Here is a 14,454-nt window from a genome sequence, read left to right on the forward strand (position 1 = left end):
GTGCCGCGGAACGGGCTGGGGGACATTACGGGAAATTCATGAGATTCGGGAGAGTCGGAACATTCGCCTGGACCTACGCTGCCACGCGCGTAAAGGCTGCCTTGGGTGCAAAGGCTATCGTGCGTACAATGATGCGGCCGGACCGGACTCGGCGCCTCGTGCCCTGCGCGCGACTCGCGCGTCTATCGAAGCCCCGCCGGGGCTTCCAGGATCCGGCGGATCGTACGGATCCGCTCGGGATCGACCGGCGCGGACGGATCGCCGCCGACGCGGGCCGCGGACCCGATATGGATCCGGTCCGCGCCCGTCGCGTCCAGAAACGGACGCAGATTGTCCGGCGTCAGGCCCGCGCCGGCGAGAATGCGCGGCGGCCGCCCCGCGGAGCGGCGCAGCAGCTCAGCCAGCTGCGAAGCCCCCTCGGGCGCGCCCGGCGCTCCGCCCGAGGTCAGCACGTCCGTCACCTGCGGGTAGACGGACAGCGTGTCCAGCGCGCGGCGGAGATCGACGGCCTCGTCGAACGCGCGGTGAAACGTGAACGCGAGGCCCGGCCCCGCGTTCAGCAGTCCCGCCAGCGCGGACTCGTCAACCGTCCCCTGCGGCGTCAATACGCCGGTCACGACGTCAAGTCCGCCTGCGGCGAGGATGCGGCGAATATCCCGCCGCATCTGCTCCCGTTCGTCTTCCGAGTAGACGAACCCGCCTCCCCGCGGCCGGACCATGACGCGGATCGGCACCTGCACGGCGCGGCGCATCTCCGCCGCCTGCGACAGGTCCGGCGTCACGCCGCCGGCCCCCGGATCGGCGATCCATTCGATCCGGTCCGCGCCGCCCGCTTCGGCGGCCGCGGCTTCCTCCGGCGTACACGCAATAATTTCAAGCAGCATCTTCGCATCCTCCTTCCGATGGATGAATCCATGATAACGCAGGCTTCGCCGGCAAGTCACGCACGGCACCGTCCCGGGCTCGCCGCATCACTACCGTTACGCGGTTGCAGCCGTTTAGCTGCCTTGCGGTCGCGGCTACCGGGCTGCGTCGCCGCTTGATCCGGCAAGCGTTTGATGCTTACCCCGCGCTAACGGATCTACATGACGCTTAGCGCCCGGAATCGACAGTTTCCCGCTTTTAACGGATCGAGGCAACGCTTGGACTCGAAAAAAGCGATTATTCGAGCCTCCCCTGTTTGGGCCGCCTAACGGACATACGATCCGTTAAGCCCCAAATCACGCCCAAAAAAGCTCTCTAACGGACATACAACCCGTTAAAAAACCAACCCAAAACAAAAAGGAGAGGCGGCTCGCCTCTCCTTTTGGCTGCCTTACGGCTACTCAAGTCTTCTCTTGTCCATGCAGTCTCCGCTCACTCCACGCGGCCCCGCTTGCTTCCGTCCGCCTTCTCCGCCTAGCGGAACTCCGGCGGCGTGCGGCGAGCCACGCCGGTGCGCAGCGCCGCTTTGACGACGGCGTCGCGGATACGGTCGACGACTTTGTCGTTGAACACGCTCGGGATGATGTACTGCTCGTTCAGTTCGTCGTCTTCGACGACGGACGCGATCGCCTGCGCGGCGGCGACTTTCATCTCTTCGTTGATGACGCTCGCGCGGCAGTCCAGCGCGCCGCGGAACATGCCGGGGAAGCAGAGCACATTGTTGATCTGGTTCGGGAAGTCGCTGCGGCCCGTAGCCATGACGCGCACATGTTCTTCCGCAAGTTCCGGATCGATCTCCGGGTCGGGGTTGGCCATGGCGAACACGATCGGATCGGGCGCCATCGACTTGATATGGTCCAGCGTCAGCAGGTTGGGACGCGATACGCCGATGAATACGTCCGCGCCGGCGATGACATGTTCCAGCTGCCCCGTCTCTCCGTTCGGATTGCAGTTGTCCGCGATCCAGTCCCATGTCTCGTTGTCGTATTTTTCCGCTTTGTGCAGCGCGCCGCAGCGGTCGACGGCGATCAGGTTGCGCGCGCCCGCCGACAGCAGCATTTTGACGCACGCCGAACCGGCGGCTCCGATACCGAGCACGACGATCTTGGCGTCTTCGAGCTTTTTGCCGACGATGCTCAGCGCATTCAGCAGGCCGGCCAATACGACGACCGCCGTTCCGTGCTGATCGTCGTGAAAGACCGGAATGTCCAATTCTTCGGTCAGGCGGCGCTCGATCTCGAAGCAGCGCGGCGAACCGATGTCTTCAAGATTGATGCCTCCAAAAGCGGGAGCGATCAGCTTGACGGTCCGGATGATCTCTTCGGTGTCTTTGGTATCAAGGCAGATCGGGAAAGCATCCACGCCGGCGAACTGCTTGAACAGCATCGCTTTGCCTTCCATGACGGGCATGGCCGCCCGGGGGCCGATATCGCCCAGGCCGAGCACCGCCGTGCCGTCCGATACGACCGCGATCGTGTTGCGCTTGATCGTCAGCGTGAACGCTTTTTGCGGATCTTCGTGAATCGCCATGCAGACTTTTGCGACGCCGGGGGTGTAGACGTGAGACAGGTCTTCGCGGTTTTTGACCGGCGATTTGGCCATGATCTCGATCTTGCCGCCCAGATGCGCGAGGAATGTCCGGTCCGATACGTTGACGACTTTGACGCCCGGCAGCGCTTCGACCGCCTGAAGCACGGCATCGCGCATTTTTTCCGGCAGGTTGACCGTGAGATCCCGGATCGTATGCTCGGGACTGGCGTGGATAACGTCGATCGCGACCACGTCTCCGCCTCCGTCGCCGATCGCGCCCGCCACTTCGCCGAATGTCACCTGTTTTTTGTCCATTTGCAGCCGTATGATCATGCTCGTTCCAAGGGCCATCGTCTACCTCCTGAGAATACGTTTTGGCGGCAGGCGCATAAGCTCGCCTGCTGACTGATAACGCTTACAATTCAAATTCGGACTTATTATAGCATAGTTCGCAAACAAAAGATTCCCCCGCGCTCCTCATGGTATAATGGGGAAGACAGAGATCCGGCACGGATCAACCCGCAAGCCGGTTAGACAGAGACCAGAAACCGTAATTAATCGCGCAGCGCCGCGGAATATGCGCGGCCGACGCAAACGGAGGGAAACGCATCATGGAGAGAAGCATCATCTTTTTCGACCTGGACGGAACGCTGCTGAACGACGACAAACAGATCAACGACTCGACCCGCGAAGCGATCACCGCGCTCAAAGAGCAGGGGCATATCGTCGCGATCGCCACGGGACGCGCGCCTTTCTTTTTCGATCATATCCGGGAAGAACTGAATATCGACACCTATGTCAGCTATAACGGCTCTTATGTCGTGCTGGAAGGCCAGGTCCTGTTCACGAACCCGCTGAACGAGCCCTCGCTGCAGACGCTGACCGACCTCGCTCTGAAGAACGAGCACGCCATCGTCTACATGGATCACGAAGACATGCGCGCCAACGTGCCCGACAGCGAACGCGTGCTGGAGAGCATGGGCACGCTCAACGTGGGCATGATGCCGACGCACGATCCGCTGTATTACAAAGGCCGCTTTATCTACCAATCGCTGCTGTTCTGCGCCGAAGGCGAGGAAAAAGCGTACGAGGAGCAGCTCGAAGCGTTCGATTTCGTTCGCTGGCATCCGTTCTCGGTGGACGTTCTTCCGGCCGGCGGCAGCAAGTTCAAAGGTATCGGCAAAATCACGGAAAAACTCGGCATCCCGCTGGAGCGCCAATACGCTTTCGGCGACGCGCTCAACGACCTGCAGATGCTCCGGGGCATTCCGAACAGCGTCGCGATGGGCAGCGGCCTGCAGGAAGCCAAAGACGCCGCCAAATGGGTCACGACTTCGAACAACGAAGACGGCATCGCCCACGGCCTCAAGCTGGCGGGTCTGCTGTAACCGGACGCCCAAAGCCAGAAGCGCTACCCATCCCCACAGAATCGGAGGCACACCATGGAACCAAGCATTATCTTTTTCGATATTGACGGCACGCTCGTGGACGAACGCAAGCAAGTTCCCCCGTCCGCGAAGGAAGCGGTGCTCGAACTGAAACGCCGGGGCCATATCGTCGCGATCGCGACCGGACGCCCGCAGTTCATGTTCAAGGAACTCCGCGAAGAACTCGGCATCGACACCTACGTCAGCTACAGCGGGCAGTATGTCGTGCTGAACGGCCAGGTGCTGTACACGAACCCGATCGACACGCGCGCCGTGGAGCAGATGACGGAGATCGCCCTGAAGCACAATCATCCGGTCATCCTGATCGACGACGAACAGATGACGGCGACCGTGCCGGACGACGAATTCGTCGCGCAGGGCTTCGGCATGATGCTCAACTACATTTCGCTGTCGACGCCGGACCCGCACTTTTACAAAGAGCGGTTCGTCTATCAGGCTTCGCTGTTTTGCAGCGAGGCGGACGAAGCGCTGTACGACGCGATCTTCCCTTCGCTGTCTTTTATCCGCTGGAATCCGCTGTCGGCCGACGTGCTGCCCGCGGGCGGAAGCAAGCTCGAAGGCATCCGCAAAATCACGGACAAACTCGGCATCCCGCCGGAGCGCCAGTATGCGTTCGGCGACGCACTGAACGATCTGGAGATGCTCGGCGGCATTCCGAACAGCGTCGCGATGGGCAACGGCCTGCCGGAAGTGAAAGCGGTCGCCAAGTGGATCACGAAGACGAACGAAGACGACGGCATCGCGCACGGATTGAAAATGGTCGGCCTGCTCTAGAAAAGGTCGGCTCCGGCTGCTGAGATCGGATCGCGGTGGCGGTGGCGTCATGCGGACAAACAGGACCCTGTTCACGTTAGGTGAACGGGGTTCTGTTTGTCGTATCCGCTCGCGCGGGGCGACGGGGCGTGCGAAGCAGAGCGAAGGGGCCTGCGCAAAAAGGCGACGGGCATGCGCGAGCGGATGCGCTTTTGCTGCGCTTTTTGGCGCCCTTGCTGCCGCTGTGACGCTACGCCGCCGTGCGCTCGCTTGTCCGCCGAATGCCGCCGCTCCGCCCTTCCGCCCGACGAGATCTCTGCTCGGAGACGAGAGCTCAGCTCAGAACGGAGAAATAACTGCCTGAGCACAACTAATTTTCCGTCTGACCGCTTCTTTTTCGAAATAAGTGCGCCACGATCGTTATTTTGCCTAAAAAGAAGATCGAGTCTCAAAAAGAGCCGAAATAAGTGTCGTGAGGACGTTATTTGTAAGGCGGGCTCGTCTGCGGGAAAAATAAGTGTCTTCAGGACGTTATTTCGGAAAAAGAGTGCGGCGGGATGGGATGCGATAGGATTCGAGGCGATGAGATGGGATTTTTTGGATGCAGTTTGATGCAATTCGATGCGTTCTGACGTGTTCTGGCATACTCTGACGCGTTCCGATTCTCCCTCCATCCGCCTCGATCGGATCTCCTCGCAGTCCGCTTCGAATCGCCTCCGATTCCGTGTGCTATAATGAGAAACAGACTAATTCAATTTCCTGGAGGTTCAACCCGCATATGCTTACTTTTGAACAAAAAATCGCGATTCTGGATTCGTTTCCGGAACTGGAACGCAAAGACGTGTCGCTCGGCCGGGTCAATTACCATTTTGAAGGCAGCGCGCACGAGAAAAAAACGGTCGGCTACCGCTTCCATCCGAACGGCAACGGCTACGTGTTCGCCGGGCTGATCGGCGGTTACGAGCCGGACGACAAAGGCTTCGTCAACGTCCGTGACTTCACGGAAGAACAGCTGCGCGAGATCGTCGAAGCGTCGATCCGCTCGCTGGCTCCGGGCGCGGATTCCGCCGCCCGCAGCCCGAAGCCTGCCCAGGCGGCTGCGCTTCCGGCCGCTCCGGACGACGAGATCTGGACAGACGGCAGCGGACAGGAACTGATCCTGAAGCTGGAAGACGAGACCTATTTCATCTACTCGGGAGCCAGCCTGGAAATGGCGTTCGAGACGCTCGACGAAGCCAACGAGTATCTCGCCGAAGAAGGATTCTCGCGCAAGTAAGCGCGCGCTCCGCCCGATCCACGGCGCTGCCTGGCGCAGCCGCCGCACCCAAAAACCGCCGCAGGCGCGTTCCGAGGAACGCCGCCTGCGGCGGTTTTCATATAGCTGCGTCTTGCCGGGATTCTCTCTGTCCCGCTCTCCCGGGGCTTCTCGCTTCTTGCCGGGATTCTCTGCCGCCCGGCTGTCCCGCTCTCCCGCTTCTCCCCCGCGTCCCGCTACGAAAATATCCCGCCGATCGCCGTCAGCGCGGTCGTCCACGGCGAACGTTCGCGCAGAGCCGAGATGCCGTGAATAACGGCGACCCATTCGTATTCACTGACGCCGCCGCTTTGGGTATCGTCGGTCTGGAGCCAGTATTCGTCGCTTTGGAGCCGGCGCCGCTTGAGATCGACAAAGGCGGCTTGGCCTGTGCCTTCGATCCGGTAGCCGCCGACGTCTTCCTCGATCAGATACTTGCCACGATCGCCGGCGTCGTATTCGAAACGCGTGTCGGAAAAAGCCGATTCCCGGCTCAGCGTGCCGGCGACTTCTTCTTTGGCGTTCCGGACCGTCCAGCGTTCGGACAATCGTTCCCGGTAGGCACGGTACAGCACGTAGTCGTCGCCGTCGAGCACGCAGAGGCCGTCCGCTCCTTTGAAGCGGTAATCGACCGATCCTTTGCGGCTGCCGCCGATCTGCCGGATGGTGCTTTTGCCGAACCTTTTTTTACCGCCAAAATACAGTTCCATGCCTGCCTCCCTTTCGATTCGCCGCCGCTGCGCCGCTTACGGCCCGCCTATGTCCAATCCGTGCCGATGCCCTGCGCGTCGTCCGGGTCCATGCCTTCGCCCTGCGCGTCGACCAGATCGGCCTGCATGTCTTCCGCGACCGACTGAATGTCTTCGGGCGTGATCTGGATCAGCACATACCCTTCTTCGTCCCGCTTGCGGATCGCGTCTTCCCGGAAATAGCGCGGACTGCCCGGAGCGCCTTCGTCGTCGTACACGAGCAGCATGCCTTCGCTTTTGCGCAGCAGCAGCCCGTCCCGCGCCTTGAACTGCCACGGCCCGCTGTACGGCTCTTTGCTGACCAATCCGTAATAATCGACCTGCTTTTGCAGGTTCTGCCAGTATTCTTTTTTCTCGTCGCTCCACTTTTCGTCCATCCCCGCAAAAGCCGCCAAAATCGACAGCTTGAGCTGCGGATAGTCTTTTTTCAATTCGATCACCGCTTCGCACGCCCACAGATCGACGCCGTATTGACCGGGAGTGAGGACCCATTCCAGCCCTTCCTCGATCAACGGAATCAGGCGCCGCTTGATCGCTTCGCGAATGAACGGAATGCCCGGATGCTTCTGGTTGAAGATGCCGAGTTCGTTCGCGCGGTAGCCGGTAACGAGCAAATTTTTCACGCTGGTACAGCCTCCCCGTAACCTTTTGCCTTCTATTTTACCATAAGCGCAAGGTCGTTTTCCCGTCTGCCCGCCAGCTGCGCCCGATCCGCCGCCATTCTAGGAAGACGAAGACTGCTGGCGTTTGCGAATCGCGTTCACTCCCATGACGACCGCGACCAGCTCGTAATCGTCCAGCCGGGAACGGTTGCTCAGCACATAGGCGTCGGTTCGCATCCAGCCGTTCGTTTTGGCGAAACTCGCGACTTCCGCACTGTCTTGCGTAATCGAATAGTCTTTGGAAAAGTTCGGCGATTCGATCTCGTACACTCCGCGCTCGCCGGCATCGTATTCGAACTTTTTGCTGAGCAGCGTGAAACGCGGCCGCAGTTCGCCCTGCTCGTACTCCTGGGCATCCAGCACGTTCCACCGGTTGAGCATCATGCGGAATTTGCCGGTGTACCGCAGTTCGTTCTGCGGGCCGTAGACGTCCACAGCCGAGCCGAACGAGCTGCGAAGATCGAGCTGTCCGACCGCTTCGCCGGCTTCGTTCATGATGTCTACAGTCCCTGCGCCAAAAAATTTATCCGAAAAATACAAGTTCATCTCTGCGCCTCCTTGGTCTGTCCGGTTATATCTGCCCAAGCCTATTTACCCGTAAAAAGCCCCTGTCTCCCGCTTGGGTGCCAAACGACTCATTTGCTTGGCATCTTGTTTGAACACGGGAGTAACCCGGTTAATGGGTTCCAACCGACTTTACACCATGCGATACATCCTCCAGCTTTTTGTCGGTAAAAAAAGAACCGGAAGGATGAATAAAACGTTATGAAGAAAAAAGTTACGGCCGCTGTACTGACACTTGGATTGACGCTGAGCGCTTCCGCCGGCGTGTACGCAGGTTCCAACCTGCAGGAGATTCGCGCTTCGCTAAATAGCGGTCTCAGTCTGATCGTGAACGGAACAGCCTTTACCCCGACCGACGGCAACGGCAAAGCGCTTGCCCCTATCACCTATAAAGGCACGACCTACCTGCCGGTACGTTCGATCGGCGACGCGCTGGATACGTCCGTTACCTACGATGCCAAGAACAGCCGCGTCGTGATCGGCAGCACAGCCACGACGCCATCGACTACGGCACCAGCACCTACAACGCCTCCACCTAAGACGCCGTCGACCACGACGCCTGCTCCTACGACACCGTCGACTACGACGCCTACACCTACAACACCGTCGACCACGACGCCTGCTCCTACGACGCCGTCGACTACGTCCCAGCGTCCGCAGCATATCCCGGCCGATTTCCCTCTGCCGGCCGATGCCAAAATCTTCGACCTCGTCGAAGGCGTGGCCGGCGGCACGGGTACGCCTTCCGCGACGTTCCGCTACACGACGAAGCAGGATCTGCTGTCGCTCGGCAACCAATACAAGCAGTATTTCGTCCAAAAAGGCGCGACCAGCAAGTCCGAGCAGGTGAGCGCTTCGGCCTTCACTATCGTAAACGCGGGCAGCTCGTTCTCCGTTACGCTCGACGCCAAACCGGGCACCGGCAACAACCAGGGCTTCAACGTGATCGACGTGGTCTGGAGCGGCAAATAAAGCGATTACCGCTTGATCCGCGCCAAATCCCGACCGTCATTTGGTTTGCCGCTTAGCCTCAAAAAAAGCTTCGCTGCCCCGCAAAGGGGTAGCGAAGCTTTTTGGTGTGCGGTCGATTGCGGGCTATGCAGACAGCGCAGGCGCCCGCCTCTCCTCGCTTCCTTTTCCCGAATCATGCTATTCTAACCTAAAAGCCGCACAACGGGCAGCCGAAAGGAGCGAAAGCCGATGGAGCAGGAACAGCCGCGCAAAAAGTACCGGGTCGGCGTCGAAGTGACGCTGGACGTGATCGGCGGAAAATGGAAAAGTCTTATTCTCTATCATCTGGTATCCGGCAAGAAAAGATTCAACGAACTCAGGCGCCTCATACCGGAGATCAGCCACAAGATGCTGGCCCAGCAGCTGCGGGAACTTGAGCGGGACGGCGTGCTGCTGCGCTGCGATTACGAAGAAGTACCGCCCAAAGTCGAATACGAATTAAGCGAATACGGGAGCGAATTCATCGGCGTGCTGGACTTTTTCTGCCAATGGGGCGAGGCCCATCTGGACCGGGTGTACGGAGACCGGCGCATGATGCTGGACGACCCGTTCGAACCGGAAGCCGACCTGCCGGGTACCGCGGATTGACGGTCTTTGGGCGACCTGGGCGATTCGGCTGAGTGGAGCGTTCGATGAGTGGAGCGTTCGCCGAGTGGAGCGGTTACCGAAAAGTGCGTACTTACGCAGATCTTCTCCGGCTTCTACAATGGGGTCAAGAGGGATACGAATCCACCCGTTCCGCCCGGATTCGCTCCCGCCCATTCGAACATCAGGAGGTCTGACCGATATGAAGAACACTTTGATCATTGCCGCTCATCCGACGTTGGCGTCTTCCCGCGTCAACCGCAAATGGCTGGAAGAAGCCGCGAAGTACCCCGAACAGATCACGATCAGCTCCCTGCACGAAAAATACCCCGACGGCGTCATCGATATCGCTGCCGAGCAGGCGCTGGTGGAAGCGCACGACCGGATCGTGCTGCAATTTCCGTTCTACTGGTTCAACTGCCCGCCGATGATCAAGCAGTGGCTGGACGAAGTGCTGCTGGAAGGCTGGGCTTACGGCGACGGCGTCGACCTGTTCCGCAGCAAAAGCATCGGTCTCGCCATTACCGCCGGAGGACGGGAAACCGACTACCGGCCGGGAGAAGCTTTCCGCTACGAGATCTCCACGCTGCTGACTCCGTTCGAAGTGACGGCAGCCTATATCGAGGCGGCATACGAGACGCCTTTCGTATACTACGGCGTCAACTCGCGCACGAACGACGAAGAGATTCGGCGAAGCGCGGAACGGTACATGGACTATTTGCTGCAGCCGCGGCAAGTTTCGGTTCCGGCGGAGTAAGGCGAATCATTGGGAATCGGTGACCAACGCGCTGATGCCCATGACGACCGCGACCCACTCGTAAGGTTCGATTCGCGGGAAAGGAGCTCGCAGTACGTACGCATGGGGACTGAACCACTTGTTCGTGTTGGCGAAAGAGGCGATCTCCTCGTCGTTTTCCGTAATATAAAATTCTTTGAGCGAAAAAGGGGCATGAATGCCGTACAGCCCTCTCCGGCCTGCGTCGTATTCGAAGATCCGGCCTGCGAGACTGAATTTCGATCGCAGTTCGCCCACTTCTTCCCCGTTCGCCTCGTAAACCATCCAGCGGCGGCGAAGATTGACCGTCTCCAGCTTGCCTGCATAGAACAATTCGCCGGACCTGCCGTAGACGTCGACCGAAGGGCTGAATACGCTTTTGAGATCCAGCCTGCCGATTTCCGTTCCCCCTTCATCCATAATTTCCGTTACGCCGGTGCTTAGAAAGTTGTCTTTGAAAAACAGTTCCATGCGGCCCCGCCTCCTCCCGTTTTTTATGGACCGTAAAGCTTTCTTTATCTTTTTACCCAGACCGCTTTTACCTACACCCTTGAACATCGCCAAGTTTTCCACACAGCAAAAGACGGACTCTGAAGAGTCCGTCTTTTCGCGTATTTCACTGCACTTTCGTCTTCACCGACTGCGTCGTCACCCATTTGCCCTGCTTGTCGTAAGCCGCGACGTCGACGGTAATCGATTTGCCCCTGTATTTGGAAAAATCGAGCTCGGCCGTCCACGGAGGATTCGTAGCCGCGCCGACCTGCTTGCCGCCGATCTTGTAGACGACCCGGCCGAGCGTCGGCGACCACGTCTTGACGTAGCCGGACACGCTCAACTTGCGGGCCGGAACGGTCGTCCCGATTGGATTGTACGACAACGTCGTGTTTGCGCCGATCCCGCTGAGATAGAACGGGTTCGCGATCGCTTTTCGATACGCCGCCAGCATCTTGTCGTTGTTGGACAACCCGTAATATTTGACCCGGTCGGTCGTGCCCTGCGTGTCGACGTCGAACCAGAACGCCGCTTTGACTTTCGGGTATTTCATCGGCAGCGTCGCGTAGAGCTGCTGCGTCTGATAGACGGACCACTCGGTCACGTCGCGCATTTTCTCCGGGTACATGTACGAGACCGAACCTTCCGCGATCATGATCGGCTTCCGGTCGGCGTACCAGCCGTAGACCGCGTCCAGCTTGGCGATATGGCTGCTGCGGTCGATGCCCTGCTTCAGCGGGTCCGCGGACGGATTGTAGATCGAATAGAGGCTGACGCCGACCCAGTCGACGTATGGGTCGCCCGGATAATAACTGCGGAGATTGTCGATCGGATTGGCGCCCGGCGCCCATACCATCGCGACGTTGCCTGGCGCTTCTTCGTGGAAAACGTCCGCGACGAGCCGGAATTTCTCGATATACGTTTTGGGCGTGCTTTTCCACGGTGTCCAGTTGCCGTTCATCTCGTTCGCGAAACGCAGGAAGATCGGCACGCCGGAAGCTGCGGCGTCCCGGGCCAGCTGCCGCAAATACGCGTCATCCCGTACCTGGCCCATGCCCTGCAGCGGCTGTACGCCGAGTTCGATCGCCGTGCCGCTGCGCTTGGCCGCGTCGAGATGCGACCGGATCGTGGACAGCGGCGTGCCGTACGTGAAGTAGATCAGGTATCCCGCGTGCTTTTTGCCGGTAAATTTCGGATATTCGTCCGTATAGAATTTGCCGCTCGTCGCATGCACTTTCGGGTTCTGCTCCGCGTACGCGCCGAGCAGGATGCCGTTGGCCGGTTCGAGCGGAGCCAGACCGCGCTCGCGGCCCGCAAGCGCCGCTTCGGACAGCCCCGTTCCGTAATAGAGCTGCACCGAACTGCGCAGCGCATCCGCTTTGCGTTGGACGGCGATACTGTCCTGCACCAGATTTACCTTGGCGTAATACGCCGATTCCAGATCCCAGCTGACGACGGCCCGGTCGTAGCGCTTGAGCTTTACGTAAGCTTCTCCCGCATTGCGGTACATCCGCCCGGCGTTGCCGTAATCGCGGCTGGCCGCCATCTCCCGGCCGGCCTGCTCGTATTTGGCGATCGCCTCGGCATACCGGCCCTGCTTGTCCAGCCGCATCGCTTCGTTATAGACGTTCCAGACGCTGTAGGCATGCGCCGTTTCGGGCCGCGCCGAAGCCGCCGTCCCCGTGATCAGCGCGGCCGCCAGCAGCAGGGCGCCCCATTTTCCGAACCATTTGCCGGTCCCCCGAATTCCCAACCTGTTCATCCCCTTTATCTCTCTGTGATGTCTCTGCAATCTCTCTGCGGCCTGCCGTTTCATGCTTTCTGCAGGCCATCTTTTCCTATATCGGCCAAAAGACCCCTTCCTTGAAGGAAGAGGTCTTCTGCAAAATCGGTTTACAGCGTGAAGCGCGCAGCAAGCCGTTGAAGTTCATCGGCCATTTCCGACAGCGACGCCGCGCCTGCGGACATCTCCTGCATGGAAGCCGCCTGCTGCTCGGACACGGCCGAGACGTTCTGGATCTCTTCGGCGGTGTGCTCCATCCGGCTTCCGCCTTCCATGATGGAAGACGCGACTTTCTCGACGACCTGCACCATCTCGCCGGAAGCCTGCGCCGCCTGTTCGCTCTGGCGGCCCACCTGCTCGACCGTGCGGCGAATATCGCCGAACAGGTCGCCGGTTGCCCGAATCGCGTCGCGTCCGGCAGAGACCTGCCCGGACGTTTGCGCGATGATCCGGCTGAGCTGCTGCGCGTCTTCGCGGACATTGTCGATCATGTCGATAATCTGCGACGCCGACGCCGACGACTGCTCGGCCAATTTGCCGACTTCGCTTGCGACGACGGCAAAGCCTTTGCCGTGTTCGCCCGCGCGCGCCGCCTCGATCGAGGCGTTCAGTGCAAGCAGATTGGTCTGCTTGGCGATATTCGTAATCAGCTTGACGATTTCGCCGATCTCCAGCGAACGCCGGTTGAGCGTGTCCACCGCCTCGGTCATGCCGTCCATGCCGACGACGGTCGCTTCCATCTGGCGCACGGCTTCGTGCACCACTTCGCCGCCCCGTTCGGAACTGCCGCTTGCCGTATGCGCCGATTCGGAAGTCTCCGACACTCGGTCGCGGATCACGACGATCTTGTTCAGCATCTGCTGCATGAGTTCGCCGCCCGAACGCGAAGCGTTCAACTGCAGCTCGCTCGTCTCGGCCATGCGCTGCATCGAATTCGCCGAATGTTCCGCGCCGTCCGCGCTTTCCTGCGCGACCGACTTGAACTCTTCCGCGGACGCGGAAAGCGCTCCGGCCGTCCGGCCCACTTCGAGCAGAATATCGCGCTGATTGCGGCCCATCTGCTGCAGCGAAGACGCCAGCTGGCCGAGTTCGCCCTTCAGCCCGGTCGGCAGGTCGTCGATCTTGTCCAGTTCGCCGGCCGCCATATAATCGACCTGCCGGATCATCGAACCGAGCGGACGGGTAATGCTGCGCGAGATGAGCAGCGTCAGCAGCACGGCGAGCAGCACGGCGATGACGAGCGCCGAAATGGAGATGATCAGAATGCGGCCCGTGGCTTCGGTCTGCGCTTCGGCCGAAACGTTCATCGCCGCCACTTTTTGATCCAGCGTCCCGTGCAGCGCTTCCGTCATCTTCGTGACGAGTTCCTGCGTCTGCTGCTGCAAAGCCGCGGCTTCGTCGTCGCGGTTCACTTCCGACAGGTCCAAAATTTGCGTGACCGATTGTCCGTAACCGGCGGCGGCCTGCTGGAACTGAACGGCGCCTTCGCGTTCTTCGTCCGAAGTCTGCTGCGCGGCGTACGCTTCGATCTGCTCGTTCATCTCGCGCATGGCCAGTTCGATTTGTTCGCGGCTTCCGCCCATGTCGGCATCGCTTGTCTCCAAAATATTGCGCATCGTCAGCTGATCGATCGTCTTGAGGCGGTCATTGATCTCTTCAAGCATGACAACACTCGGAATATCGTGCGTTTTCAACTGCTCCGCCTGTTTTTGCAGCGTCTGTGTCCCCATATTGGTCAGACTGTTCAAGATAATGATCAATACGATCATCGTGCCGAATCCACCGAATAACTTCTGCTTAATCGTAAGTTTCAACTGTCTGTCCTCTTCTCTGGTGTCTGTATAATTTCCCTAAATTTAATTGCTCTCCATAGTATTTCGGCAG

The 14,454-nt window shown here is 59.7% G+C and carries 14 protein-coding genes; 6 read left to right on the forward strand and 8 right to left on the reverse strand.

Going from position 1 to position 14,454, the window contains the following annotated elements:
• Positions 1–182: 182 nt before the first annotated feature.
• Both FTE24_RS16170 and FTE24_RS16175 read right to left on the reverse strand, forming a co-directional pair.
• Positions 183–884 (reverse strand): copper homeostasis protein CutC, encoded by a 702-nt coding sequence (locus tag FTE24_RS16170; RefSeq protein ID WP_150232115.1) that lies wholly within the window; start codon positions 882–884, stop codon positions 183–185.
• Between the two features lie 514 nt (positions 885–1,398).
• A complete protein-coding gene (locus FTE24_RS16175; RefSeq protein WP_141448629.1) occupies positions 1,399–2,805 on the reverse strand; it encodes an NAD-dependent malic enzyme in 1,407 nt (468 codons plus the stop codon).
• A gap of 257 nt (positions 2,806–3,062) precedes the next feature.
• On the opposite strand from FTE24_RS16175, the gene FTE24_RS16180 reads away from it, so the two are divergent.
• The 3 genes from FTE24_RS16180 (at position 3,063) to FTE24_RS16190 (ending at position 5,931) form a co-directional block, all read left to right on the forward strand.
• The gene (locus FTE24_RS16180) at positions 3,063–3,842 is read left to right on the forward strand and encodes a Cof-type HAD-IIB family hydrolase (protein WP_150232117.1); all 780 of its coding nucleotides are present in this window, start codon (positions 3,063–3,065) and stop codon (positions 3,840–3,842) included.
• Positions 3,843–3,896: 54 nt separating this feature from the next.
• Entirely contained in the window at positions 3,897–4,676 is a 780-nt protein-coding gene (locus FTE24_RS16185; RefSeq protein ID WP_150232118.1) for a Cof-type HAD-IIB family hydrolase, read from the forward strand.
• 757 nt (positions 4,677–5,433) lie between these two features.
• On the forward strand, positions 5,434–5,931 hold the full coding sequence (locus FTE24_RS16190; protein ID WP_150232121.1) for a hypothetical protein: 498 nt from the start codon (positions 5,434–5,436) through the stop codon (positions 5,929–5,931).
• A gap of 215 nt (positions 5,932–6,146) precedes the next feature.
• Here FTE24_RS16190 and FTE24_RS16195 read toward each other — a convergent pair whose 3' ends face one another.
• The 3 genes from FTE24_RS16195 to FTE24_RS16205 all read right to left on the reverse strand — a co-directional run bounded on the left by FTE24_RS16195 (position 6,147) and on the right by FTE24_RS16205 (position 7,906).
• The gene (locus tag FTE24_RS16195) at positions 6,147–6,659 is read right to left on the reverse strand and encodes a hypothetical protein (protein ID WP_150232123.1); all 513 of its coding nucleotides are present in this window, start codon (positions 6,657–6,659) and stop codon (positions 6,147–6,149) included.
• 47 nt (positions 6,660–6,706) lie between these two features.
• A complete protein-coding gene (locus FTE24_RS16200) occupies positions 6,707–7,321 on the reverse strand; it encodes an SLOG family protein (protein ID WP_150232124.1) in 615 nt (204 codons plus the stop codon).
• 99 nt (positions 7,322–7,420) lie between these two features.
• Entirely contained in the window at positions 7,421–7,906 is a 486-nt protein-coding gene (locus FTE24_RS16205) for a hypothetical protein (RefSeq protein ID WP_150232126.1), read from the reverse strand.
• A 219-nt stretch (positions 7,907–8,125) separates the two neighbouring features.
• On the opposite strand from FTE24_RS16205, the gene FTE24_RS16210 reads away from it, so the two are divergent.
• The 3 genes from FTE24_RS16210 to FTE24_RS16220 all read left to right on the forward strand — a co-directional run bounded on the left by FTE24_RS16210 (position 8,126) and on the right by FTE24_RS16220 (position 10,277).
• A complete protein-coding gene (locus tag FTE24_RS16210; RefSeq protein ID WP_150232129.1) occupies positions 8,126–8,896 on the forward strand; it encodes a stalk domain-containing protein in 771 nt (256 codons plus the stop codon).
• A gap of 228 nt (positions 8,897–9,124) precedes the next feature.
• Positions 9,125–9,523, forward strand: coding sequence for a winged helix-turn-helix transcriptional regulator (locus FTE24_RS16215; protein WP_150232131.1), 399 nt, complete (start codon positions 9,125–9,127; stop codon positions 9,521–9,523).
• Between the two features lie 199 nt (positions 9,524–9,722).
• Positions 9,723–10,277: an NAD(P)H-dependent oxidoreductase gene (locus tag FTE24_RS16220; RefSeq protein WP_150232133.1), complete on the forward strand. Its 555-nt coding sequence runs from the start codon at positions 9,723–9,725 to the stop codon at positions 10,275–10,277.
• A gap of 6 nt (positions 10,278–10,283) precedes the next feature.
• Here FTE24_RS16220 and FTE24_RS16225 read toward each other — a convergent pair whose 3' ends face one another.
• From FTE24_RS16225 to FTE24_RS16235, 3 genes are all read right to left on the reverse strand, one after another.
• Entirely contained in the window at positions 10,284–10,766 is a 483-nt protein-coding gene (locus FTE24_RS16225) for a hypothetical protein (RefSeq protein WP_150232136.1), read from the reverse strand.
• Positions 10,767–10,911: 145 nt separating this feature from the next.
• Positions 10,912–12,549 (reverse strand): glycosyl hydrolase, encoded by a 1,638-nt coding sequence (locus tag FTE24_RS16230; protein WP_150232137.1) that lies wholly within the window; start codon positions 12,547–12,549, stop codon positions 10,912–10,914.
• Positions 12,550–12,680: 131 nt separating this feature from the next.
• Positions 12,681–14,384 carry a methyl-accepting chemotaxis protein gene (locus FTE24_RS16235; RefSeq protein ID WP_150232139.1) on the reverse strand — a complete coding sequence of 568 codons (1,704 nt, stop codon included), beginning with the start codon at positions 14,382–14,384 and terminating at the stop codon, positions 12,681–12,683.
• Positions 14,385–14,454 lie beyond the last annotated feature (70 nt).

This window comes from Saccharibacillus sp. WB 17 (genome assembly GCF_008634075.2).
Lineage (GTDB): Bacteria > Bacillota > Bacilli > Paenibacillales > Paenibacillaceae > Saccharibacillus > Saccharibacillus brassicae.